The organism is Nocardioides panzhihuensis (assembly GCF_013408335.1).
In the GTDB taxonomy this organism is placed as follows: domain Bacteria; phylum Actinomycetota; class Actinomycetes; order Propionibacteriales; family Nocardioidaceae; genus Nocardioides; species Nocardioides panzhihuensis.
The window spans coordinates 1,427,002-1,449,799 of the sequence record NZ_JACBZR010000001.1 but is presented as its reverse complement, the minus strand read 5'-3'; the positions used below and the strand labels follow the sequence as shown (position 1 = coordinate 1,449,799).

Here is a 22,798-nt window from a genome sequence, read left to right as displayed (position 1 = left end):
ACTACCCTGCGGTAACCTATCCGAATGCGAGACGACCGAGACCCCATTCGCGAGGCGCACCACCAGTGGGTGCGTCACGACTGGGCCGACGCCGCCGATGGCATGGCGATGGTGACGTCGATCGCACGTGTTCAGCAGCTGCTCATGGAACGCATCGACGCCGTACTGCGGCCCCTCGACTTGACCTTCGCGCGTTTTGAGATCCTACGGCTCCTGTCGTTCTCACGCTCGGGCCCGATGCCAATGACGCGCTTGGGATCACTCCTCCAGGTGCACCCCACCAGCGTGTCCAGTGCGGTCGAGCGGCTCGTTCGCCAAGGATACGTCGAGCGCCTCCGGCGAGACGACGACCGGCGGGTCATCCTCGCTTCCCTCACCCGCAACGGCCACGACGTGGTCGAGGAAGCCACCGCGGGTCTCAATGAGCAGGTGTTTGCTCGCCCCGGGCTCGACAGCGACGACGTCGTCCGCCTCACCGAGCTCCTCGGGCACCTACGGGCCGCCTCTGGCGACCACGTCGACTACCTGGCGAGGGACTGAGAGCCCACTTCCAGGATATGCATGGATGTCCTACTATCTATTAGTAGGACATCCAACTATTTCTTTGGGGGCCTCCATGGCTGACCTTCACGTGCCCACCCATCCGATCCGTCTCGTCACGGCGTCGAGCCTGTTCGACGGTCACGATGCCTCGATCAACATCATGCGGCGGATCTTCATGAGCCAGGGCTGCGAAGTGATCCATCTCGGCCACAATCGGTCCGTGCAGGAGGTCGTCGACGCCGCACTCGAGGAGGACGCCCATGGCGTAGCGGTGTCGTCGTACCAGGGTGGGCATGTGGAGTACTTCGAGTACCTCGCCGAGTCCCTCCGCGAGGCAGGCGCGGATCACATCAAGGTCGTGGGCGGAGGCGGCGGAGTCATCGTGCCCGCCGAGATCAAGCGCCTCCGGGAGGCGGGAGTCACGATCTTCTCCCCCGAGGACGGGCAGAAGATGGGCCTGGTCGGCATGATCAACTCCGTCGTCGCCGACTGCGACTTCGATCTGTGGGATACCAAGGCCGTCAGTGCGGACAGTGTCGTCTCGGGCGACCGGTTCGCCATCGCTCGTGCAATCACTGGCGCCGAGGCCGGCCGGCTGCCCGAGGGCGTCCTCGCCACCCTCAAGACGACCGCGGCCGATCGTCACACGCCTGTTCTCGGAATCACAGGCACTGGCGGGTCAGGCAAGTCGTCGTTGACCGACGAACTGGTTCGCCGCTTCAGGGTGGACCAGCAGGACAAGCTCCGCATCGCGGTCATCGCCGTCGATCCGACCCGACGCAAAGGCGGCGGCGCGCTCCTCGGCGATCGGATCCGGGCCAACTCCCTCGACGGCGACCGCGTCTTCTTCCGTTCCCTGGCGACCCGTGGCGCCCACGAGGTGCCCGAGCACCTCGCCGACGTGATCGATGTCGTCAAGGCTGCCGGGTTCGATCTGGTGATCGTGGAGACGCCCGGTATCGGTCAAGGTGACGCGGCGATCGTGCCTTTCGTCGACACCAGTCTCTACGTCATGACTCCCGAGTTCGGTGCTGCCTCGCAGCTGGAGAAGATCGACATGCTCGACTTCGCCGAGACCGTCGCGATCAACAAGTTCGAGCGCCGCGGGGCCAAGGACGCGATGCGGGACGTCGGCCGGCAGCTGGTACGCAACCGTGAGGCCTTCGGGAAGCAGCCTTCCGAGATGCCCGTCTTCGGCACCTCGGCCGCAACGTTCAACGACGACGGCGTGACCGCGCTCTACCAGCATCTTCGCGACGACCTCGCCGGTCGTGGGCTGCCGATCTCCGAGGGCATCCTCGCCCGCGTCGACGTACGGTACTCCTCCGGAATTCGCCAGGTCGTGCCCACCGACCGTGCGCGCTACCTAGCCGAGATCACTGAGGCCGTCCGCGGTTACCACGCCCAGACCGATCGGCTCGCCGAGGCGGCACGACGAGTTCAGCGGTTGGAGATCGTGCAAGGCGAGCTCGTCGCCGCCGACCGCGAGACCTCCGACGTCGAGGACCTCCTCGAATCCGCGCACAGGGACCTGCCTCACGAGGTCACCGACCAGATCAAGGCGTGGCCGACGGTGGTGGACTCCTACTCAGGTCACGAGCAGGTCGTGAAGGTACGCGACCGCGAGATCCACACTCCCCTGACCCGTGAATCCCTGTCGGGCAACCAGATCCCGCGAGTCTCGCTCCCGCGCTTCACCGACCACGGCGAGCTCGTTCGCTTCTGGCGTCGCGAGAACCTGCCGGGCTACTTCCCGTACACGGCTGGGGTGTTCCCGTTCAAGCGCGACGGCGAGGACCCGGCACGGATGTTTGCCGGCGAGGGTGACCCGGCACGCACCAACCGCCGTTTCAAGATCCTGAGCCAGGACGGCGACGCGACCCGTCTGTCCACCGCGTTCGACTCGGTCACCCTCTACGGGCGCGACCCGGATCCGCGGCCGGACATCTACGGCAAGGTCGGTACGTCGGGAGTCAGCGTCGCCACGCTCGACGACATGAAGGTGCTCTACGACGGCTTCGACCTCGTCTCCCCCTCCACCTCGGTGTCGATGACCATCAACGGGCCGGCCCCGACCGTGCTGGCGTTCTTCCTCAACACAGCCATCGACCAGCAGGTCGACAGGTTCGTCGATCGGGAGGGCAGGCAGCCGTCCGAGGCGGAGCGCGACGAGCTCGTTGCGTACGCCATGGCGAACGTCCGCGGGACCGTGCAGGCCGATATCCTCAAGGAGGACCAGGGCCAGAACACCTGCCTGTTCTCCACCGAGTTCTCTCTGCGGATGATGGCCGACATCCAGGAGTGGTTCATCGAGCGGCAGGTCCGCAACTTCTACTCGGTGTCGATCTCCGGCTATCACATCGCAGAAGCCGGCGCGAACCCCATCAGCCAGCTTGCGTTCACCCTCGCCAACGGCTTCACCTACGTCGAGGCCTACCTCGCCCGGGGGATGGACATCGACGACTTCGCGCCCAACCTGTCCTTCTTCTTCTCCAACGGCATGGACCCCGAATACTCCGTCCTCGGCCGCGTCGCCCGCCGCATCTGGGCGATCACGATGAAGGAGAAGTACGGCGCCAACGACCGCTCTCAGAAGCTGAAGTACCACGTGCAGACCTCAGGCCGGTCCCTGCACGCGCAGGAGATGGACTTCAACGACATCCGCACCACGCTGCAGGCACTGATCGCGATCTACGACAACGCCCAGTCGCTGCACACCAACGCCTACGACGAGGCGGTGACGACACCCACCGAGGAGTCGGTACGCAGAGCGTTGGCGATCCAGCTCATCATCAACCGCGAGTGGGGACTCGCCATGAACGAGAACCCGCTCCAGGGTTCGTTCATCATCGACGAGCTCACCGACCTGGTCGAGAACGCGGTGCTCGCCGAGTTCGACCGAATCAACGAGCGTGGTGGCGTGCTAGGTGCGATGGAGACCGGCTACCAGCGCGGCCGCATCCAAGATGAGTCGATGCTCTACGAGCATCGCAAGCACGATGGGTCACTGCCCATCATCGGCGTCAACACCTTCGTCAAGCCCGACTCCGACGCATCCCCGGCAGAGATCGAGCTAGCGCGCGCCACCGAGGCCGAGAAGAAGTCGCAGCTGCACCGCGTGCTGCAGTTCCAGGAAACGCACCGCGCGGAAGCCACAGAGGCCATCACACGACTCAAGGAGGCGGCCGTCGCCGGGACCAACGTGTTCGCCGTCCTCATGGACGCCGCCCGAGTGTGCTCGCTCCAGCAGGTGACCGAAGCGTTCTTCGAGGTCGGCGGGCAGTACCGCCGCAACGTGTGACCGCACGCCAGGTTCCGTGGTGAAGCGTCGTTGGACGCGAGCCAGGTCCGTCATCGTCCGACGATGACGGACCTGGCTCGGGTCGGAGGTGCTGCCCTCTCTGGTGGTCCTGAACTGGTGATTTTACTGATCGAGGTTTCGGACAGAAATTCCTTCCAGCGCCCTTTTGACTGCCGCTTCCACGGCTGAGGCGGGAACTCCGGCCGGAACGACGAGCATCCCGATCGAGGTCTCGCTCTCGTCGGCGAAGGTGCGATGGACTGCGGCCAGCGCGTGCTCGATCTCCCGTTGCGGGTCCGTGCACTCCCGTCGGAGCCAACGGCGAAGCACCCGGTTGTGTGCCGCAACGACGGCCGCTGCCGTGACCTCGGCACGGAGCTCTGCTTCTGGCGAGGCCTCGGCCCAGTGGCTCAGGTATCGACGGAAGAGGCGCTGATAGCGGGCCCCGCTCACCAGCTCGCGCTCGCGGAGCGCCGGCACCGTAGAGGTCAGCCGATAGCGTTCCCGCGCCCGCTCGGCCTCCGCTACGTAGTGGAACAACACGATCTTGACTGCGTCGGTGACGGCGGCAAGGCCGGCGTCCGAAGGCGAGGTGCGCAAGCGCTCCTCGATCCGGGCGAGGAGCTCGTCGTGGTCGGGGAAGATCACCGCTTCCTTGGACCCGAAGGAGCGGAAGAAGGTGCTGCGGCTGACGCCTGCCTCTGACGCGATGTCGTCGACCGAGGTGGCGGCATACCCCTGGATCCCGAACAGGCGGAATGCCGCGTCTGAGATCTCGTCACGCGCTGCTGCCATCACTCTCCTTTTGGACTGGTCCCTGGACATCATGCCGCATGACACTTAGTCTCATTCATTGACACTGAAGTTCACAAGGAGTTCCGTTGACCGCCGAGCCCGACACCGCCCTCGATTCCCCGAGCACCGAGATCGACCTGCACACCACTGCCGGGAAGCTGGCCGAGCTGGAGCGTCGTCTCGACGAGGCCGTCCACGCCGGCTCCGCCAAGGCTGTGGAGAAGCAGCACGCCAAGGGACGCCAGACCGCCCGCGAGCGGATCGAGATGCTGCTCGACGAGGGCTCCTTCCAAGAGGTCGACGAGCTGGCCCGTCACCGTTCCACGGCGTTCGGGCTGGAGAAGAACCGTCCCTTCGGCGACGGCGTGGTCACCGGCTACGGCACCATCGAGGGCCGTCAGGTCTGCGTCTTCTCCCAGGACTTCACCGTCTTCGGCGGGTCGCTGGGTGAGGTCTACGGCGAGAAGATCACCAAGATCATGGACCTCGCCATCAAGACCGGCTCCCCACTGATCGGGATCAACGAAGGCGCCGGCGCCCGCATCCAGGAGGGCGTCGTGTCCCTGGGGCTCTACGGGGAGATCTTCAAACGCAACGTCCACGCCTCCGGCGTGATCCCGCAGATCAGCCTGATCATGGGCAACTGCGCCGGCGGCCACGTCTACTCCCCGGCCGTCACCGACTTCACGATCATGGTCGACAAGACCTCCGGCATGTTCATCACCGGCCCCGACGTCATCAAGACCGTCACCGGCGAGGACATCACCATGGAAGAGCTCGGCGGCGCGCTGGCCCACAACTCCAAGTCCGGTGTGGCCCACTACATGGGCACCGATGAGTCCGACGCGATCGACTACGTCAAGGCGCTGCTCTCCCACCTGCCCTCCAACAACATGGAAGAGCCCCCGGCGTTTGAGGAGACCGCGGACCTGGAGATCTCCGACCTCGACCGCGAGCTGGACACCTTCATCCCCGACGGCGGCAACCAGCCCTACGACATGCACGAGGTCATCTCCCACATCGTCGACGACGAGGAGTTCCTCGAGGTCCAGGCGCTGTGGGCGCCCAACATCATCATCGGCTACGCCCGCATCGAGGGCCGCCCGGTCGGCATCGTGGCCAACCAGCCGATGCAGTTCGCCGGCTGCCTCGACATCGACGCCTCCGAGAAGGCCGCCCGCTTCGTCCGCACCTGCGACGCCTTCAACGTCCCCGTCATCACCTTCGTCGACGTACCCGGCTTCCTGCCCGGCACCGACCAAGAACACAACGGCATCATCCGCCGCGGCGCCAAGCTGATCTACGCCTACGCCGAGGCGACCGTCCCGCTGGTCACCATCATCACCCGCAAAGCCTACGGCGGCGCCTACGACGTGATGGGCTCCAAGCACCTCGGCGCCGACATCAACCTCGCCTGGCCCACCGCCCAGATCGCGGTCATGGGCGCCCAAGGCGCAGCCAACATCATCCACCGCCGCACCCTGGCCGAGATGGAAGCCTCCGGCATCAGCACCGACCAGGTCGAAGCCAAACGCGCCGAGCTCATCGACGAGTACGAGACCACCCTGGCCAACCCCTACATCGCCGCCGAACGCGGCTACATCGACGCCGTCATCCCACCCCACGAGACCCGCGCCGAAGTCACCCGCGCACTCCGACTCCTGCGCACCAAACGCGAGACCCTCCCCGCCAAGAAGCACGGAAACATCCCGCTGTGACCGAGCCATCCACCGGCACTCCCGTAGGCGCTCCCAAGTTTCCCGCAGCGTCGGCGCCCCCATGCCCGGCGCTGCGGGTATCCAGCCCAGACGCAGCACATGTCAGCGCCGATGAGATCGCCGCACTCGTCGCTGTCCTCTCAGCACTCCACACAGCTGCACCAGCGCGACCCAAGCCCAGACCCGCATGGTCGAGACCGCAGCTTCGCGGGCCACTTCGACCCGGCCCAGACGCCTGGCGCTCCAGCGCACTCCCCCACTGACGCCCCCAGACGAGTCATCCATGAGAGAGCACAGACCGTGACCACGTTGAACAAGCCACTGACAAAGGTCCTGATCGCCAACCGCGGTGAGATCGCCGTTCGAGTGATCCGCGCGTGCAAGGACGCCGGGATCGGCTCTGTAGCGATCTACGCGGACCCCGACCGTGACGCGCTCTTCGTGCGTCTGGCCGATGAGTCCTACTCGCTCGGCGGCGCGACGCCTGCGGAGTCCTACCTCTCCATCGAGAAGATCCTCGATGTCGCCCGCCAGTCCGGCGCGGACTCGGTCCACCCCGGCTACGGCTTCCTGGCCGAGAACGCCGACTTCGCCACGGCCGTGATCGAGGCCGGTCTGACCTGGATCGGCCCCTCCCCCGAGGCCATCGACGCGCTCGGTGACAAGGCCAAGGCCAAGCAGATCGCGCTCAAGGCCGGTGCGCCGCTGGCCCCGGGCCTCAAGGACCCGGTCAAGGACGCCTCCGAGATCGTCTCCTTCGCCACCGAGCACGGCCTTCCGGTCGCCATCAAGGCCGTCTTCGGTGGTGGCGGTCGCGGCCTGAAGGTCGCCCGCACCCTCGAGGAGATCCCCGAGCTCTACGAGTCCGCGGTCCGCGAAGCGATCAGCGCCTTCGGGCGTGGCGAGTGCCTGGTCGAGAAGTTCCTCGACAAACCACGCCACGTCGAGACCCAGTGCCTGGCCGACACCCACGGCAACGTGGTCGTCATCTCCACCCGCGACTGCTCGCTGCAGCGCCGCCACCAAAAGCTGGTCGAGGAGGCCCCCGCGCCGTTCCTGACCGAGGAGCAGAACAAGCGCCTCTATGAGTCCTCCAAGGCGATCCTGCGCGAGGCCGGCTACGTCGGCGCCGGCACGTGTGAGTTCCTCGTCGCCGCCGACGGCACCATCTCCTTCCTCGAGGTCAACACCCGCCTCCAGGTCGAGCACTGCGTCTCCGAGGAGGTCACCGGCATCGACCTGGTCCGCGAGATGTTCCGCATCGCCGCCGGTGAGGAGCTGGGCTACGACGACCCCGAGATCCGCGGCCACTCCATCGAATACCGCATCAACGCCGAGGACGGCGGCAACAACTTCATGCCCGCCCCGGGCACCCTGACCGAGTGGGCGCCTCCGGCCGGCCCCGGCGTACGCCTGGACGGCGGTTATGAGAAGGGCGAGACCATCCCGGGCGCGTTCGACTCGCTCATCGCCAAGCTGATCATCACCGGCCGCGACCGCACCCAAGCACTCGAACGCTCACGCCGCGCGCTGGAGGAGTTCAAGGTCGACGGCATGCCCACCGCCATCGCGTTCCACCAGGCCGTCGTCAACGACCCCGCCTACACCGCCGCCAACGGCTCCTTCGAGGTCTACACCACCTGGATCGAGACCGACTTCGACAACCAGATCACCCCCTACACCGGCACCGCCGGTGAGCACGACGAAGACGGCACCGCCGGGCAGCGGCAGACCGTCGTGGTCGAAGTCGGCGGCAAACGCCTCTCGGTCTCCCTGCCCGCCGGACTCGGCGGGCTCGCGGCCGGCGGTGGCGCCGGTGCCGCGAAGAAGCCCAAGCGCGCTGCGAAGAAGACCGGCGCTGCCGCCTCCGGCGACTCCGTCGCCTCCCCGATGCAAGGCACCATCGTCAAGATCGCCGTCGAAGAAGGCCAGGAGGTCGCCGAGGGTGACGTCGTCGTGGTCATCGAGGCCATGAAGATGGAACAACCCCTCAAAGCCCACAAAGCCGGCACCATCACCGGCCTGACCGCCACCGTGGGCGAGACCGTCGCCAACGGCGCAGTCATCGCCGAGATCAAATAGCCGAAGGGATCTGTGATGACACCTGCGCCTGCAACTCTTTCCGGGCCTCAGCCACGCGGCAACGCGAGCATGCAGTGGCTCGCCACGGCGCCTCAGACACAACCGCGCCACTCGCGCCGCCGACTGCCCTGGGGGACCACACACATCCGAAGGAACGGCTCCCAGCGAACGGCCTGCGGAGAACCCACAGCGCTCTGGTACACCTTCTGGGATCTCCCCGTCGACATGACGTCTCCCGAGGCGTGCAGGGCCTGCGCCAAACGTGCCGCGAGCGATCACAGGACCATGGGAGACGTCTGATGCGGATCATCATCATGGGCCCACCCGGAGCCGGTAAGGGCACCCAGGCCAAGCACCTCGCCCAGCACTTCGGCATCCCAGCCATCTCCACCGGCGACATCTTCCGCACCAACGTATCGCTGGCCACTCCCCTCGGCCTGGACGCCAAGCGCTACCTCGACGCCGGCGAGTACGTGCCGGACGAGATCACCAACGACATGGTCCGCGACCGGATCGGCGAGCCCGACGCGGCCACCGGCTTCCTTCTCGACGGCTATCCGCGCACGCTCGCACAGGTCGAGGAACTCGACGGGATGATCGAACCCGCTGGCCACGTGATCGACGCCGTCATCAGCCTCGTCGTCGACGAGGACGAGGTGGTCGAGCGACTGCTGAAGCGTGCCCGGATCGAGGGCCGCGCCGATGACACCGAGGACATCATCCGCCGTCGTCAAGAGATCTACCTCGAGCAGACCGCGCCGCTCATCGACGCCTACAGCAAGCAAGGACTCATCGTCGAGGTCGACGGCCTCGGCGATGTCGATAAAGTCACCAGCCGAATCCTCAGCGCCTACGATCTGTCGGACGCAGAGGCCATCTGCTGACAGGGGCTGTGGCATCTGGACCTCGGGCGCCCATCCCCCGCCGTGTCCTCCCGTCGCCCTTAGAGAAGCAGGCCCGGCCGATTGATCGTTTCCAGTTCAACTGCCGACTGCCATCGGGCTCAATCAACGACGACCCTTCACGCGGGATGCTCCCGGGCAACTGGGGCCGTTCGCGCACGTAAACAGGTGTTCCTCAGGCCTCGCAACGGGCCTTCAGTCGGCCCAGAGCTGCTGCAATGTTGGCGGTGTTCGTCGCCTGCCGGTCCGTAACCCCCATGAACGGCACGGCCAGAGGGACGACCCATCGCGGCCGCCGGTCCCAGGTTGACTCGAGGTCGACTGCCGGCGCATCCCCAGCGCACGGCCGCGCTGGCTCTGCTACGGCCGTGTCGCAACCGTCCTTGAACGATCGGTCGGATGTCCGATCCGATGCATACGCGAAATCTAAAAGGCCGTCTGATCTGCTCAATAGCAGTTCAGACGGCCTTTTCCCACTGGTGCGTGATACTGGGTTCGAACCAGTGACCCCCTCGGTGTGAACGAGGTGCGCTACCACTGCGCCAATCACGCGTTGCGGGTGAAACATTAGCGCATCCGTCCGCCTGACCCACATTCGGCCCCGCCGAGACGTAGGCTCCCGGCCATCGGCATGACATCCAGAGGCAACCGAAGGAGCGAGGATGCTCGCGTACGAACGGACCGGCAGCGGGGAACCGCTCCTCCTGATCCACGGGATCGCGCACCGCAGGCAGGCGTGGGCGGGAGTGGTGGAGCGGCTGGCCGGGGAGTTCGACGTGATCACGGTCGATCTGCCGGGGCACGGTGAGTCGCCGGCGTTCGACCTGGCGGGACGTACGGTGCGGGCGGCGGTGACCGACGAGCTCAACGCGCTCCGGGTCGCGCTCGGGATCGAGCGGCCGCACGTCGCCGGCAACAGCCTCGGCGGGCTGCTCGCGCTGGAGATGGCCGATTCCGGGCACGCCCGGTCGGTGACCGCGCTCTCCCCCGCCGGGTTCTGGGCGAACGGCGTCGACTATCTCTACGTCAGAGGTCTCTTCGCCGGCATCCAGGCGGTCGCTCGGCCGCTGGCGCCGGTGGCGGGGACGGTGCTGCAGTCACGCGTGGTGCGTACGGCCACGATGGGCTGCTTCTTCGCCCACCCGGACCGGATCGACCCAGCAGTGGCGGCGGCCGACACGGCCAACATGGTCGCCTCGCGCGACGGGATCAAGACGTTCTTCAGCAGCGCCTACCGCTATCCCGGGACGGTGCAGACCGACGTGCCGACCACCGTCGCCTGGGCGACCCGCGACCTCACGCTTCTCCCCTACCAGGCGAAGATCGCCCAGCGGCGCCTCCCGCATGCGACCCACCGGTGGCTGGCGGGCTGCGGCCACGTCCCGATGAACGACGACCCCGACCTGGTGGCCGAGGTCATCCGCGAGACGGCGCGCACACAGCCGAGCGACCAGCAGGTCGCCTAGGGGCTTGACCTCAATTGAGGTTGAGGTCTCAGCATGGTTCTCATGCACACCGATGAGGACGTTCTCAGCCCCGGGTCCACCCCTGCACCCGCACCAGCCGCCGCCGGCGTCGCCGAGGACGACCCGCGCTGGAAGCGGAACGTCGCGGTCTTCCTCACCGGCCAGACCGTCTCCCTGCTCGGCTCGATGCTCGTCCAGTTCACCGTCATGTGGCACCTGACGATCCTCACCCAGTCCGGCTCCGTGCTCATGCTGAGCATCGTGTTCGGCATGCTGCCGCAGGCGTTCGTGTCGATCTTCGGTGGCGTATGGGCGGACCGGCACGACCGTCGGCTGCTCATCATCGGCGCCGACACCACCATCGCGGTCGCCACGCTCGCGCTCGCGCTGCTGATGCTCTCGGGCGTCGACGATCTGTGGGTCATCTACGCGGCGCTCGCGGTCCGATCCACGTTCGCGGGCATCCAGACGCCCGCGGTGAGCGCGATGGTCCCGCAGATCGTGCCCGCCACCCAGCTCATCCGCATCAACGGCATCAACCAGTCGATCCAGTCCGGCATGATGCTCCTCGCGCCCGCACTGGCAGCCGCCATCTACGCGAACTTCGACATCGTCGCGGTGTTCTTCGTCGACGTCGCGACGGCGCTCGTCGGGGTGGGCCTGCTCCTGCTCGTCCGGGTCCCGAGGCTCGTGCGCTCCGACGCCGGCGCCCCGCCGAGCTACTTCGGCGACCTCGCGGCCGGGGTGCGCTACATCCGGTCCCACTCCGCCGTGCGGTGGCTGATGACCATGTTCGCGGTGACGATGCTGCTCATCGGCGCGCCGTCGTACCTCACCCCCCTGATGGTGACGCGCACCTTCGGCGAGGAGGTCTGGAAGCTCACCGCCAACGAGCTCTTCTGGGCGTCGGGCATGCTCGCCGGCGGCCTGCTCATGGCCGTCATCGGCCCGCGGATCCGCAATCGGATCGCCCTCGTCGTCGGCGCGATGCTCGCCGCCGGAGTGCTGACCACCGGGCTGGGACTGTCCACGAGTCTCTGGGTGTTCTTCGTGCTCGGCCTGGGTGTGGGGACGACGTTCACCCTCATGTCGACCTCCGCGATGTCGATCCTGCAGGAGACCGTGGAGCCTGAGATGCAGGGCCGGGTCTTCGGCTTCGTCGGCATCGTCATGTCGGTGTCGATGCCGCTGAGCATGGTCGTGTTCGGCCCGCTCGCGGACACCTACGCGGTGGAGTCGCTGCTCGTCGTCGCGGGCGTGCTGCTCACGGCGTTCGTCGCGGTCGTGCTGGCGGCGCCGTCCGCCCGCAGGTCCCTCTCGAGACTGACCTAGCCCCGGGCCGCGAGGATCCCGCGCGGGTCGAAGGCGACCCGGATCTCGGTGATCAGCCCGTCCTCGGCGCGCATCCAGTTGGCGGTGGGCGCAGGTTCGTCAACGGTGGTGTGCAGGTCGAACCAGGTGATCACGCTCGGCCCGTCGGCGAGCCGCTCCTTCACCTCGATCTTGTCGAGCACCTTGGCCATGCCCTCCAGACCGGCGACGCACTCGTCGGCTCCCTCGATCGTGGCGAGCGGGCCGGCGAAGCTCACGTCGTCGGCCAGCAGGGCGCGCAGGCGGGTGAAGTCGCGCTCCTGCCAGGCGGTGAAGTACGCCTCGGCGAGCTCGGCAGCGGATGCGGTCATCGGGATCTCCTCAGGTCGGGTTCGGCTTCACCACCCAGCCTGACGCGGAGACAGCGAACACTCAAACAGATGGTTCTGCTGATTGCTAGCATCATCAGTGATGGAAATCGGACAGCTCCGTTACTTCGTCGCCGTGGTCGACCATGGCTCGTTCACGGCTGCGGCGCAGCGGCTCCATGTCAGCCAGTCGGGCATCAGCGCCCAGCTGGCCAAGCTCGAGCGCGAGCTCGGCCATGACCTGCTCGTGCGGGGTCCACGCAACGTACGGCTCACCCATGCCGGCGAGACGCTCCTCGCCCGCGCCCGCGAGGCGCTCCGGGCGATCGAGGGGGTGCGGCAGAGCGCCGACGAGCTGAGCGACCTGATCCACGGCCACGTACGTCTCGGGATGATCGCCGGCTGCACGATCCCCGGCTTCCTCGACGCCGTCGCGACCTTCCACCGCGCGCATCCCGGCGTCAGCGTCGAGCTCGTCGAGGACACCTCCGACCGGCTCCAGCAACGTACGCTGGCCGGCGAGCTCGATCTGAGCCTGATCTCCCACGCGGGTCCGGTCATCGAGGGCCTGGGCACGGACTCCGTCAGCAACGAACGGCTCGCCGTGATCACGCTGCCCGGCCATCGTCTGGCCGGCGCCGAGCCGCGGCTCAGCGACCTCCGCGAGGAGACGGTGCTCTGCATCCCTCCGGGCACCGGGATACGTACGGCTTTCGAGCAGTCCTGCGCGCGGGCCGGCGTGGAGCCCGAGGTCGACCTCTCCGGGTCCAACCCGGAGACCCTGCTCGGGCTCACCGCGCGCGGCCTGGGCATCTGCGTGCTGGCCGGGTCCATGGCACGAGGCACCGAGCTGGTCGCGACCACGATCGTCGACGCCGAGGTGCGGGCCGAACTCGCGCTGGTCGTCCGGGACGGCGACCGTCAGCGCGCCACCCGACGCCTCTACGACCTGCTCCGCAGAGCCCTCAGCTGAGGACGTCGGAGGCCACCCGAGGGTGGCGCAGCCCCGGATGCTCGGCCGGGAGCGACCGCTGCAGGACGAACCAGCTCACCAGCAGGCACAGCGCCACCAGTGGCCAGCTGAGCGCGACCCGGGCGACGGCGAGGGCGAACACGTCACCTGTCCACCACAGCGGCGCGAAGACCGAGACCCGGACGACGTACTGGCCGACCCAGACCCAGCTCGCCCGCGAGTAGCCACGCAGCAGCGCCGGGTCGCGGCGCCAGGCTCCGCGCTGGCGCAGCACCAGACCGACGACCACACCCAGCAACGGCCAGCGGAACGCGATGCTGACCACCCACACCAGGGCGCTGGCCGCGTTGGCGGCGAGCTGGACCACGAAGAAGTCCTCCGCCCGCCCCGTACGCAGCGCGATCATCGCCGCGACCGCGACCCCGGCCACGCCCAGCAGCACGGCGCGCGGCTTGCGGCCCTTGCGCCACTGCCAGACCGCGACGATCGCGGCGACCACGAGGGCGACCACGGTCGCGACCCACAGCTCCCGGCTGACCATCCAGCCGACCGCGAACGCGACCGGCGGGATGGTGGCGTCGATCGCGCCACGCGCGCCTCCCAGGAGGTCCGCGAGGGTCTCGGCGTCATCGTCGCGGCGGCCAGTGGACATCACGCGAGTAAGGGTAGCCTTACTAGCAAGAGTGGCGTCGTCTCGGGCCGCGTACGTGACCTCTCGGGCGACGGGAGCGACGCCTCGGGCGACGGGAGTGACGCCTCGGCAAGTTCACCGCGAGGGCAACCCGCGGACGTACGCCGGCCATCCGGTGCCGCTTGGCTCGACCCGCGCCGCTGCTCGGGCACGCGGAGACGCCTTTATCTCACGCAGAGGATCCAACGTGTCGAACGAGCACCACCACTCCCACAGCCACTCTCACGACCACGGCCACTCTCACTACGGCCACTCTCACGACGGCCACTCACACGACGGCCACACGCACTCCCACGAGGTCGACGAGATCACCCTCGCCGCCTCCTCGGACGCGTCCGACGGCGACCTGCGGCCCGCCGAGGTCACCCGACGCAACCTGCTCCGCGCCGCCGGCATCGCCGGTGCCGTGACCGCGGGGATGGCCGGGATGACCGGCGTGACCCCGGCGATGGCCGAGGCCGCCACGGTCGCCACCGCGAAGGGCGGCAACCGGGCCAAGATCCGGCACTGGCTCGCCGGCGACCACCACATCCACACCCAGTACAGCTCGGACGCGATGTACCGGGTCGTCGACCAGGCCCAGCACGGCGCGGCGTACGGCCTGGACTGGCTGGTCATCACCGACCACGGCGGCGCGACCCACGCGAAGCTCGGCGTCGACCTGGTCAACCCCGACATCGTGGCCGCACGCAAGGTGCTCAAGGACACCCTGATCTTCCAGGGCATGGAGTGGAACATCCCGGCCGCCGAGCACGGCACCGTCTTCGTCGCCCCCGGCGCCAACGAGGTCGCGGTGCTCAAGCAGTTCGAGAACGACTACGACGGCTCGGTCCGGGGCGCCAGCGGCAACACCCCGCAGAACGAGGCGCTCGCCGTCGCCGGCATCCAGTGGCTCGGCAAGCAGGTCGACAAGCGCCGTGTCGCAGACGCCCTCTTCCTCGCCAACCACCCCGCCCGCAACGGCATCGACAGCCCGCACGAGGTGCGTGCCTGGCGTGACGCCGACCCGCGGATCGCGATCGGCTGGGAGGGTGCGCCCGGTCACCAGGCGGCGGGGCTGCCCGCCGGCTACGGTCCCGGCAGTGCCCGCGGCTACTACGGCAACAGCCCGGGTCCGAACTCCTTCCCCGGCTACCCCGCCGAGTCCTACCGCTCCTGGGGCGGCTTCGACTGGTTCACCTCGACCGTCGGCGGCCTGTGGGACTCGCTGCTCGCCGAGGGCAAGCCGTGGTCGATCAGCGCCAACTCCGACTCCCACGTCAACTGGGGCACCACCTCGCGCCGCCCGGACGGGTCGGACTCGGCCTCCTTCAACGCCAACGGCCGCTACGGCGACCCGGTCTACGCCGGCTCGCTCAACACCACCGCCGGCGACTTCTGGCCGGGCTACTACAGCCGCACCCACGTCGGCACCTCCGAGCGCAGCTACGGCGCGGTCATGAAGGGCCTGCGCGACGGCCGCGTCTGGGTCGACCACGGTGCGCTGGTGAAGTCGGTCGACGTCCGCGTCGTCTCCTCCGACGGCGGCTCCGAGAGCCTCGGCGGCACCTTGAAGGCCAAGAGGGGAAGCCGGATCTCGCTGGTCGTCACCATCGCCGCCCAAGACGTCCCGAACTGGTCGCAGTTCATGCCGAGCCTCAACCGGGTCGACGTGATCCGGGGCGCGGTCGACCCGACCTACGTCTCCGACCGCGACACCTGGAAGGCGCCCGACACCAAGGTCGTCGAGCAGACCGACACCTCGGGCCGCTCCGGCACCTTCCAGCTGCGCTACGACCTCGGCCGGGTCGAGGAGGCGTTCTACGTGCGCGTCCGCGGCACCGACGCCAACCGGTCCCAGCCCGGCTACCTCGGTGCGAGCGTCGACCCGGCCGGTCCGGCCATCGACGTGGTCGGCGACGCCGACCCGTGGGTCGACCTGTGGTTCTACACCAACCCGGTCTGGGTCGTCCCGACTCGATGACCACCCGACCCCTGGCCGTCGACGCCGACGCCCGGGACCTCGCCGCCGCCGAGCACCTCGTCCACCGCATGGACGAGGTGCTCGGCGCGGGGCAGGCCGAGGAGGCGTACGTCATCAGCACCCATGTCGTGCGCGAACCGACCGGCCGCTTCGTCGCCGTCCTGGACTGGCCCGGCGGGCCGGCGGTCGAGGAGCTGACCGCGCTCCTCGCCGAGCAGCTCCCCCAGGCGTACGTCACTCCCGACTCCCCCGCGATCGACGAGGCCGCCGCGCGCAGCGCCGGGCGCCTGGCCCGCTATCCCGGACGCACCCGGATCGAGACCGTGACCACGGTGGCGGCGGTGGAGGCGGACAGCGCCGTCGACACCGTCGAGGGACTGGCCGGGATCGCCCTGGACCCGGGCGACACCCTCGATCTCACCGGGTTCGCGCGGCCGGTGTGGCGTGAGGGGCGCTGCGTACTGCTGGTCCAGCGCTCGGTCGCAGGGCTGGTGCCGTTCGAGGTGCGCCACCAGATCCCCTGCTGCTCCGACCACTGAGCCCGGCGAGCCGGCCTCAGACCGACGCGGACCCCCGCGGCAGCGGCGCCTCCCAGTGGCGCCACATCGCCAGCAGCCGCCAGCCGACGCAGACGACGAAGGCGACCGCCATCACCAGCGACTGGGGCAGGGCGAGGAACAGGCCGAACGCCACGATCGCGGCGCCGGCGAAGGCCGGGATGGCGTAGAAGACGCTGCGGCGCAGGATGACCGGCACCTGACCTGCGAGCACGTCGCGGATCGCGCCGCCGCCGACGCCGGTGGCCAGGCCCATGACCGCGGCGGCGAGCGGGGAGAGACCGAAGTCGAGCGCCTTGACCGCCCCGGCGATGACGAAGAGTCCCAGCCCCAGGGCGTCGAAGACGTTGATCATCGGCCCGAGCCGGCCCAGCGCCGGGTGGAAGTAGAAGGTCAGCAGACCGGCCGTCATCGGCACCACGAGGTAGCGCCAGTCGGAGAGCGCGGCGACCGGTGTCGCCCCGATGGCCATGTCGCGCAGGAAGCCGCCGCCGAGGCCGGTGACGCAGGCGAGGACGATCACCCCGAAGATGTCGAGCTCCTTGCGGACCGCCATCAGGCCGCCCGAGAGCGCGAAGACGAAGCACCCGACCAGGTCGAGCACGAGAAGCGTCAGCGTCTGTTCCACTGCCAAATGGTCGCCTCGCAGGTCCCAAAAACCCCAAATGCCACGACCACGCCGCATGGGCACCCCATACGATGCAGGTCAGTGGCGTAGGGTCGTCACAACCGTATCTAGAATTGAGAAGAGGATGTCAGCCGAAGGATTGCCCCTGACTCCGGGCCAGCTCGAAGAGCAGGCTCCGGATGAGGCTGGACCCATCCTTCTGCGGCTCATCTCGGTCAGTGACGATGGTCTACGCATGCTTCTCGTCGATGACGAGGACCGTGAGTACACCGCCGACATCGACGACCGTCTCCGTGCAGCACTCGAGGCTGTGTCGACCCGCCGATCGGAGCAAACCGTGAACAAGACCCCGAGCAGCAGCCTGCGGCCCCGTGACATCCAGACCCGCATCCGTGCGGGCGAGAGTGCCGAGGAGGTCGCCGCTGTCGCCGGCACCACGGTCGAGAAGATCTTGGCCTTCGCCGGTCCCGTCCTCGCCGAGCGCGAGCACATGGCGCAGCGTGCCCAGCAGGCTTCCGTACGCCGGCGGCCCGGTGAGGCCTCCAGCACCGCCCGCACCTTGGGTGAGGCGGTCGGAGCTCACTTCCAGACGATGTACGCCGACCCCGGGTCGGTCAACTGGGACTCCTACCGGCGTCCCGACGGGCGCTGGAAGCTCACCGGTGAGTACGAGACCCCCGAACGCTCCGGGATCGCCGAGCTGATCTACGACATCCCCGGAAACTTCGTCGAGCTCGAGAACGACGACGCCCGCTGGCTGACCGGCGAGAAGCTCGAGGCCCCGGTTCCCGAGCCGGAGCCGGTCACCGACGACATGCTCGCCGCCCGCCGGCGCCGCGCACAGAGCTCGACCGCTTCGGCCCCGGCTGCACCGGCCGCACCGGCCACCCCTCCCCCGGCGTCTCCGCCCGCTGCGGCGGCCAAGCCGGCTCCGGTCGATGTCGACACTCCGCTCGAGGCCTTCCTCGGCGACGAGACACCGACCGAGAAGCAGGCCCCGGTCCCGGCCGAGCCCGAGCCGTCCGCCGAGCCTGTCGCGGAGCCGGCTCCCGTCGAGCCCACCGCTGCTGCCGAGACCCCGGCCGAGGACGAGCCGGCCGAGGACGCGACCCAGAAGCCCGCCAAGAAGTCGGCCTCGCGGCGTAAGCGCGCCTCGGTGCCCAGCTGGGACGAGATCATGTTCGGCGGCGGCAAGCCGGAGTGAACCGGCTCGTGTGACCCCGTTCACGGACCGGCCACCGGCCGGTCCGTGTTACGTCGGCGACCCGACCGGCCAGAGTCGGCAGCGGGTCGGGTGCAGTTCATGCGCCCCCGATGAGGTGGGTGGAGGCAAGCACTTCCACCTTTCTCGGAGGCCCCGATGCTTCTGCCCCATTCGCTGAGCCGACGCTCCCTCATCTCTCGCACAGCCTCGACCGGGTTCGCCGCATCAGCAGCCATGCTGCTCGGCACCGGCTCGATCCCCGCCGACGCGGTATCGGTCAAGAGCGCCACCTCGCTCTCCGGCTACCCGTTCACCATGGGCGTCGCCTCCGGCGACCCGCTCCCCAACTCCGTCGTCCTCTGGACCCGTCTCGCCCCCGAACCGCTCGCCCCCGACGGTCTGGGCGGCATGCCGCAGAAGCCGGTCAAGGTCCGCTGGCAGGTCGCCGAGGACCCCGCCTTCCGCAAGGTCGTGAAGTCCGGCACTGTCACCGCCACCCCGAACCTCGGGCACTCGGTCCACCCCGAGGTCTGGGGCCTGCGTCCCGGTCGCGACTACTGGTACCGCTTCCTGGCCGCCGGCGAGGTCAGCCAGACCGGCCACACCCGGACCGCCCCGTCGTACGGCTCCTCGCCGTCCCAGGTGAGCTTCGCCTTCGCCTCCTGCGCGCTGTACAGCCACGGCTTCTACACCGCCTATCGGCACCTGGCGGACGAGGACCTCGACGTCATCTTCCATCTGGGCGACTACCTGTACGAGTCCGGCGTCACTGCCGAGAACAACTGGCGCAAGACCCCGGTCACACCGTCCTTGGCCGGGGAGACGCTCGACCTGGCGCGCTACCGCCTGCAGTACGGCCTCTACAAGTCCGACCCGGACCTGATGGCCGCCCACCAGGCCCATGCCTTCGTGGTCGCACCCGACGACCACGAGGTCGAGAACAACTGGGCCGACGAGACCCCGGAGGAGCGCAGCCAGTCCAAGGGCGAGCTGTGGATGCCACGGCGTACGGCTGCCTTCCAGGCCTACTACGAGCACCTGCCGTTCCGGGCCAGCGCGCTGCCGGACGGGCCGGACATGCAGATCTACCGCAACCTGCGCTACGGCGACCTGGTCGACTTCAACGTGCTCGACACCCGGCAGTACCGCGACGACCAGGCGTACGCCGACGGCAGCGACCCCGCGAGCCCGCAGCTGACGCCGGACATCTACGACCCGTCGCGCTCGATGATGGGCCTCGAGCAGGAGGCGTGGCTCCAGCGCAGCTGGCGGCAGTCCAGAGCCCGTTGGCAGGTGCTCTCCAACCAGGCGCCGATGGCCGAGACGGACCTCGACGAGTCCGAGGCCAAGACCCTCTACATGGACCCTTGGGACGGCTACGTCGCCAACCGCAACCGCCTCCTCGCCGGCGCCCGCACCAGCGGCGTCGAGAACCTGGTCGTCATCACCGGAGACCGCCACCACAACTACGCCAGCAACCTGCTGGCCGACTACGACGACCCGGAGTCGGCCGTCGTCGGCAGCGAGTTCGTCGGCACCTCCATCACCAGCGGCGGCGACGGCGCCGACATGACCACCGGCGGCGAGACCCTGCTGCGGGCCAACGACCACCTGAAGTTCTTCAACAGCCAGCGAGGCTACGTACGCGTCCAGGTCACACCCGACGAGCTCTCCAGCGACTTCCGGGTGGTGCCGTACGTCGAGCGCCGTGGTGCCCCGGTCTCCACCCGCGCGACGTACGTCGTGGAGAACGGCCGCCCCGGCGTCCAGCTCGACACCAAGAGCGCCCCGGTCGGGACGAGGTACGCCGACGTGCCCATGCCGACGCTCAATCGCTAGCCGAAGGGCAGCGGCTCGGGCACCAGGGAGACGGACTTGGCCCGGGCCGCGGTCAGGCGGCGGCGGTGGTGCTGGCGGCAGAGGACCTCGTAGGAGACGGCGCTGGGTGCCTGGTCGGTGTCACCGACGACGACCTGGTCGCCCTCGGTGACCATCACGCCGTCCTCGACCCGGGCATTGTGGGTGGCCCGCTTGCCGCACCAGCACAGCGCCTCGACCTGCAGCACCTCCGTACGGTCGGCGAGCTCCACCAGTCGAGCGGCACCCGGGAAGAGCCGGGTGCGGAAGTCGGTGAGGATCCCGAAGCAGAACACGTCGATCTGCAGCTCGTCGGTGATCTTGGCCAGTGCCTCGATCTGCTCGGGCGTGTAGAACTGGGCCTCGTCGCAGATGAGGTAGTCCACCCGGCCGCCGTGGGTCAGCGCGTCGACGATGTGGCGCCAGAAGTCGAAGTCGTCGGTGACCTCGATCGCGTCATGGGTCAGACCGAGCCGCGAGGTGACCACCGCACCCCCGGAGCGGTCGTGGACGGTGAAGATGAGCCCCACCCTGCCGCGTGCCGCGTGGTTGTGGTTGGTCTGCAGTGCGAGGGTCGATTTCCCTGCATCCATCGTCCCGGTCCAGAAGGTCAGCTCAGCCACTCGGAGAACACTAGTGGCTCAGGAGACGAGCAGCGGGATCAGCATCTCGTCCGGGGTGAGTGACCCGTGCAACCCCACCAGGGTCGTCTCGTACTGGAACAGGCTCGTCGAGACCACCGCGTGCTCCCCGTGCGAGGCGACGATGACGTCGCCGAGCCGCGGCAGCACCGCCGGCGTGACCGGTCCGAACCAGCCGCGCCGGATGGCGGTCTCCCGGGTCATCACGTCGGCCTTGTCGCCCAGCTTCTCCGACCAGGTCGCGACCACGTCGTCGACCGCGCCGCGCGAGCAGTAGAGGTGGCGGAAGCGAGCCTCGCCGCCGACCAGGGCGACCCCGTCACGGAGCTCGGGGAAGTCGTCGATGTCGGTGCGAGACGACGCGGGCGAGTCGACCATGCCGTGGTCGGCGAGCACCAGCAGCCGTACGGACGGGTCCAGGGCGTCTCGGAGCTGCTCGGCCTCGGCGTCGATCATCGAGAGCTGCTGCAACCAGGGCGAGGAGGCGACACCGTACTTGTGGCCGGTCCAGTCCAGGTCGCCGTCGTAGAGGTAGGTCAGCGAGCCCGGAACCCGGGAGAGGGCGACCGCGGACGCGAGCCGCTCGCCGACCCGGTCGGCGCCGACGAACTCCGCACCGCGATGGGCGGCGATGGTCAGGCCAGAGCCGCCGAAGACGCGCTTGTTGATCACCGTGACCGGGACGCCGGCCTCGCCCAGCCGCTGGAAGACGGTCCGGTTGGGCTGCCACTCGACCGGGTCGACGTCCTTGCGCCACTGCAGCGCGTTGAGCAGGTGGTCGGTGCCGGGGATCCGGGAGGTGTAGCCGACCAGGCCGTGACCGCCGGGGGTCAGCCCCGTCCCGAACGAGGTGAGGCTGGTCGCCGTCGTCGACGGCACCCCGGCCGTGCCGGGCTGCTGGTCCTCGCTCAGCGACGCCAGGAACGGCGCCGCGTGCGCGTAGCGCCGCAGCAGGTTGGTCCCCATCCCGTCGACCAGGAAGATCACGTACGCAGCCGCCGACGGCAGCTCGAGACCGGGTCGCGCTTCGGCGGTGCCGAGCGGGACGTCCATGGCGGCCGCGACCGCCGGCAGGACATCACCCAGCGAGCGCTCCCCGTAAGCGGGAGCGAGAAACCCCGTCACCCGCACCTCACCGGCTGTGGGTGCGAGCCGAGAGCGATTCCGCGAAGGAGAGCAGGCGGTCGACCGAGTCGTGACCGTCGGCGGCAGCCGATACGCGCAGCGAGAAGTCGTCGGGGGTGAGTACGCCGGTGTAGCCGTGGTCGGCGTCGCAGTTGGGGTCGGAGCAGCCCGCGGGCTCCAGGTCGACGCGGTTGACGCCGCCCCAGCCGATGGTCATGACCACCTCGGCCGGCTTGCTCGAACCCTTCGTCGGGTTGGTGATCATCCGGGTCACCACGACGGAGTTGACCGAGTCGATGCGGACGGCCTCGGTCGAGGTCGAGGTGTAGTGCTCGGGCAGCAGGTCGTCGCCGGCGTGCTCGTCGGTGTGGGCCAGGATCAGCCGGGTCGGGGTCAGCACCAGCACGGAGAGGTGGCGGCGCACCTCGTCGCGGTCGAAGGTCGGCTCGTGGTGCAGGAAGAAGGAGGACACCTTCTCCCCCGCCACGGCGGAGGCGACACAGTCGGCCACCACCTCGGGGTAGTAGCCGGTGCGGTCGATCTCGTCGCGCAGGTCGTCGGCGCGGTCGAGATCATCGGTGCGGGTGCTCATGGGTGCCAGTCTGTCACGCTCGCGTGTAGCACGGGCTACTGGTGCGTCGATCGACTGCCCGCCGACTTCCGCCTCTCGATG

At 68.6% G+C, this 22,798-nt stretch carries 20 protein-coding genes and 1 tRNA gene; 13 read left to right on the top strand and 8 right to left on the bottom strand.

The features are described 5' to 3' along the window. The first annotated feature begins 24 nt into the window (after nucleotides 1-24). Entirely contained in the window at nucleotides 25-540 is a 516-nt protein-coding gene (locus BJ988_RS06750; protein WP_179657317.1) for a MarR family winged helix-turn-helix transcriptional regulator, read from the top strand. A 76-nt stretch (nucleotides 541-616) separates the two neighbouring features. Beyond that, nucleotides 617-3,844 (top strand): fused isobutyryl-CoA mutase/GTPase IcmF, encoded by a 3,228-nt coding sequence (gene icmF, locus BJ988_RS06745; protein ID WP_179657316.1) that lies wholly within the window; start codon nucleotides 617-619, stop codon nucleotides 3,842-3,844. Nucleotides 3,845-3,967: 123 nt separating this feature from the next. Here icmF and BJ988_RS06740 read toward each other — a convergent pair whose 3' ends face one another. Further along, a complete protein-coding gene (locus BJ988_RS06740) occupies nucleotides 3,968-4,639 on the bottom strand; it encodes a TetR/AcrR family transcriptional regulator (RefSeq protein WP_179657315.1) in 672 nt (223 codons plus the stop codon). An 86-nt stretch (nucleotides 4,640-4,725) separates the two neighbouring features. Between BJ988_RS06740 and BJ988_RS06735 the strand changes: the two genes are divergently transcribed. From BJ988_RS06735 to BJ988_RS06720, 4 genes are all read left to right on the top strand, one after another. After that, nucleotides 4,726-6,357, top strand: a complete 1,632-nt coding sequence (locus BJ988_RS06735) for an acyl-CoA carboxylase subunit beta (protein WP_179657314.1) — start codon at nucleotides 4,726-4,728, stop codon at nucleotides 6,355-6,357. Beyond that, nucleotides 6,354-6,620 (top strand): acyl-CoA carboxylase subunit epsilon, encoded by a 267-nt coding sequence (locus BJ988_RS06730; RefSeq protein ID WP_343051504.1) that lies wholly within the window; start codon nucleotides 6,354-6,356, stop codon nucleotides 6,618-6,620. The genes BJ988_RS06735 and BJ988_RS06730 overlap by 4 nt, the downstream gene beginning before the upstream one ends. A gap of 46 nt (nucleotides 6,621-6,666) precedes the next feature. After that, a complete protein-coding gene (locus BJ988_RS06725) occupies nucleotides 6,667-8,439 on the top strand; it encodes an acetyl/propionyl/methylcrotonyl-CoA carboxylase subunit alpha (RefSeq protein ID WP_218860628.1) in 1,773 nt (590 codons plus the stop codon). Nucleotides 8,440-8,738: 299 nt separating this feature from the next. Beyond that, nucleotides 8,739-9,323: an adenylate kinase gene (locus BJ988_RS06720; protein ID WP_179657313.1), complete on the top strand. Its 585-nt coding sequence runs from the start codon at nucleotides 8,739-8,741 to the stop codon at nucleotides 9,321-9,323. A gap of 495 nt (nucleotides 9,324-9,818) precedes the next feature. On the opposite strand, the gene BJ988_RS06715 is transcribed toward BJ988_RS06720, so the two are convergent. After that, nucleotides 9,819-9,893: transfer RNA gene (locus BJ988_RS06715), tRNA-Val, on the bottom strand. A gap of 110 nt (nucleotides 9,894-10,003) precedes the next feature. Here BJ988_RS06715 and BJ988_RS06710 point away from each other — a divergent pair. Then, nucleotides 10,004-10,807, top strand: a complete 804-nt coding sequence (locus tag BJ988_RS06710; RefSeq protein WP_179657312.1) for an alpha/beta fold hydrolase — start codon at nucleotides 10,004-10,006, stop codon at nucleotides 10,805-10,807. A gap of 42 nt (nucleotides 10,808-10,849) precedes the next feature. Continuing rightward, the gene (locus BJ988_RS06705; RefSeq protein ID WP_179661360.1) at nucleotides 10,850-12,139 is read left to right on the top strand and encodes an MFS transporter; all 1,290 of its coding nucleotides are present in this window, start codon (nucleotides 10,850-10,852) and stop codon (nucleotides 12,137-12,139) included. On the opposite strand, the gene BJ988_RS06700 is transcribed toward BJ988_RS06705, so the two are convergent. Then, nucleotides 12,136-12,489, bottom strand: a complete 354-nt coding sequence (locus BJ988_RS06700) for a nuclear transport factor 2 family protein (RefSeq protein ID WP_179657311.1) — start codon at nucleotides 12,487-12,489, stop codon at nucleotides 12,136-12,138. The genes BJ988_RS06705 and BJ988_RS06700 overlap by 4 nt on opposite strands. A gap of 100 nt (nucleotides 12,490-12,589) precedes the next feature. Here BJ988_RS06700 and BJ988_RS06695 point away from each other — a divergent pair, with 100 nt between their 5' ends. Beyond that, the gene (locus tag BJ988_RS06695) at nucleotides 12,590-13,459 is read left to right on the top strand and encodes a LysR family transcriptional regulator (protein ID WP_179657310.1); all 870 of its coding nucleotides are present in this window, start codon (nucleotides 12,590-12,592) and stop codon (nucleotides 13,457-13,459) included. Here the strand turns inward: BJ988_RS06695 and BJ988_RS06690 are convergent. Next, nucleotides 13,452-14,111 carry a DUF3159 domain-containing protein gene (locus BJ988_RS06690; RefSeq protein WP_179661359.1) on the bottom strand — a complete coding sequence of 220 codons (660 nt, stop codon included), beginning with the start codon at nucleotides 14,109-14,111 and terminating at the stop codon, nucleotides 13,452-13,454. The genes BJ988_RS06695 and BJ988_RS06690 overlap by 8 nt on opposite strands. Nucleotides 14,112-14,337: 226 nt before the next feature. On the opposite strand from BJ988_RS06690, the gene BJ988_RS06685 reads away from it, so the two are divergent. Both BJ988_RS06685 and BJ988_RS06680 read left to right on the top strand, forming a co-directional pair. Then, nucleotides 14,338-16,113 (top strand): PHP domain-containing protein, encoded by a 1,776-nt coding sequence (locus BJ988_RS06685; protein WP_179657309.1) that lies wholly within the window; start codon nucleotides 14,338-14,340, stop codon nucleotides 16,111-16,113. Then, complete coding sequence (locus BJ988_RS06680) at nucleotides 16,110-16,652, top strand: hypothetical protein (protein ID WP_179657308.1); 543 nt, start codon at nucleotides 16,110-16,112, stop codon at nucleotides 16,650-16,652. Before BJ988_RS06685 ends, BJ988_RS06680 begins: the two co-directional genes overlap by 4 nt. A gap of 16 nt (nucleotides 16,653-16,668) precedes the next feature. On the opposite strand, the gene BJ988_RS06675 is transcribed toward BJ988_RS06680, so the two are convergent. Continuing rightward, complete coding sequence (locus tag BJ988_RS06675; RefSeq protein ID WP_179657307.1) at nucleotides 16,669-17,298, bottom strand: TRIC cation channel family protein; 630 nt, start codon at nucleotides 17,296-17,298, stop codon at nucleotides 16,669-16,671. On the opposite strand from BJ988_RS06675, the gene sepH reads away from it, so the two are divergent. Both sepH and BJ988_RS06665 read left to right on the top strand, forming a co-directional pair. After that, nucleotides 17,201-18,502 carry a septation protein SepH gene (gene sepH / locus BJ988_RS06670; RefSeq protein WP_343051503.1) on the top strand — a complete coding sequence of 434 codons (1,302 nt, stop codon included), beginning with the start codon at nucleotides 17,201-17,203 and terminating at the stop codon, nucleotides 18,500-18,502. The two genes, BJ988_RS06675 and sepH, sit on opposite strands and share 98 nt — an antisense overlap. Before the next feature lie 156 nt (nucleotides 18,503-18,658). Beyond that, nucleotides 18,659-20,341, top strand: coding sequence for an alkaline phosphatase D family protein (locus BJ988_RS06665; RefSeq protein WP_179657305.1), 1,683 nt, complete (start codon nucleotides 18,659-18,661; stop codon nucleotides 20,339-20,341). On the opposite strand, the gene BJ988_RS06660 is transcribed toward BJ988_RS06665, so the two are convergent. Genes BJ988_RS06660 through BJ988_RS06650 form a run of 3 tightly spaced genes read right to left on the bottom strand, consistent with a single transcriptional unit; the run spans nucleotide 20,338 to nucleotide 22,717 of the window. Further along, on the bottom strand, nucleotides 20,338-20,982 hold the full coding sequence (locus BJ988_RS06660) for a thymidine kinase (RefSeq protein WP_179657304.1): 645 nt from the start codon (nucleotides 20,980-20,982) through the stop codon (nucleotides 20,338-20,340). The two genes, BJ988_RS06665 and BJ988_RS06660, sit on opposite strands and share 4 nt — an antisense overlap. A gap of 18 nt (nucleotides 20,983-21,000) precedes the next feature. Next, complete coding sequence (locus BJ988_RS06655; protein ID WP_179657303.1) at nucleotides 21,001-22,125, bottom strand: alkaline phosphatase family protein; 1,125 nt, start codon at nucleotides 22,123-22,125, stop codon at nucleotides 21,001-21,003. 7 nt (nucleotides 22,126-22,132) lie between these two features. Further along, complete coding sequence (locus tag BJ988_RS06650; protein WP_179657302.1) at nucleotides 22,133-22,717, bottom strand: DUF5998 family protein; 585 nt, start codon at nucleotides 22,715-22,717, stop codon at nucleotides 22,133-22,135. Nucleotides 22,718-22,798: the final 81 nt, after the last annotated feature.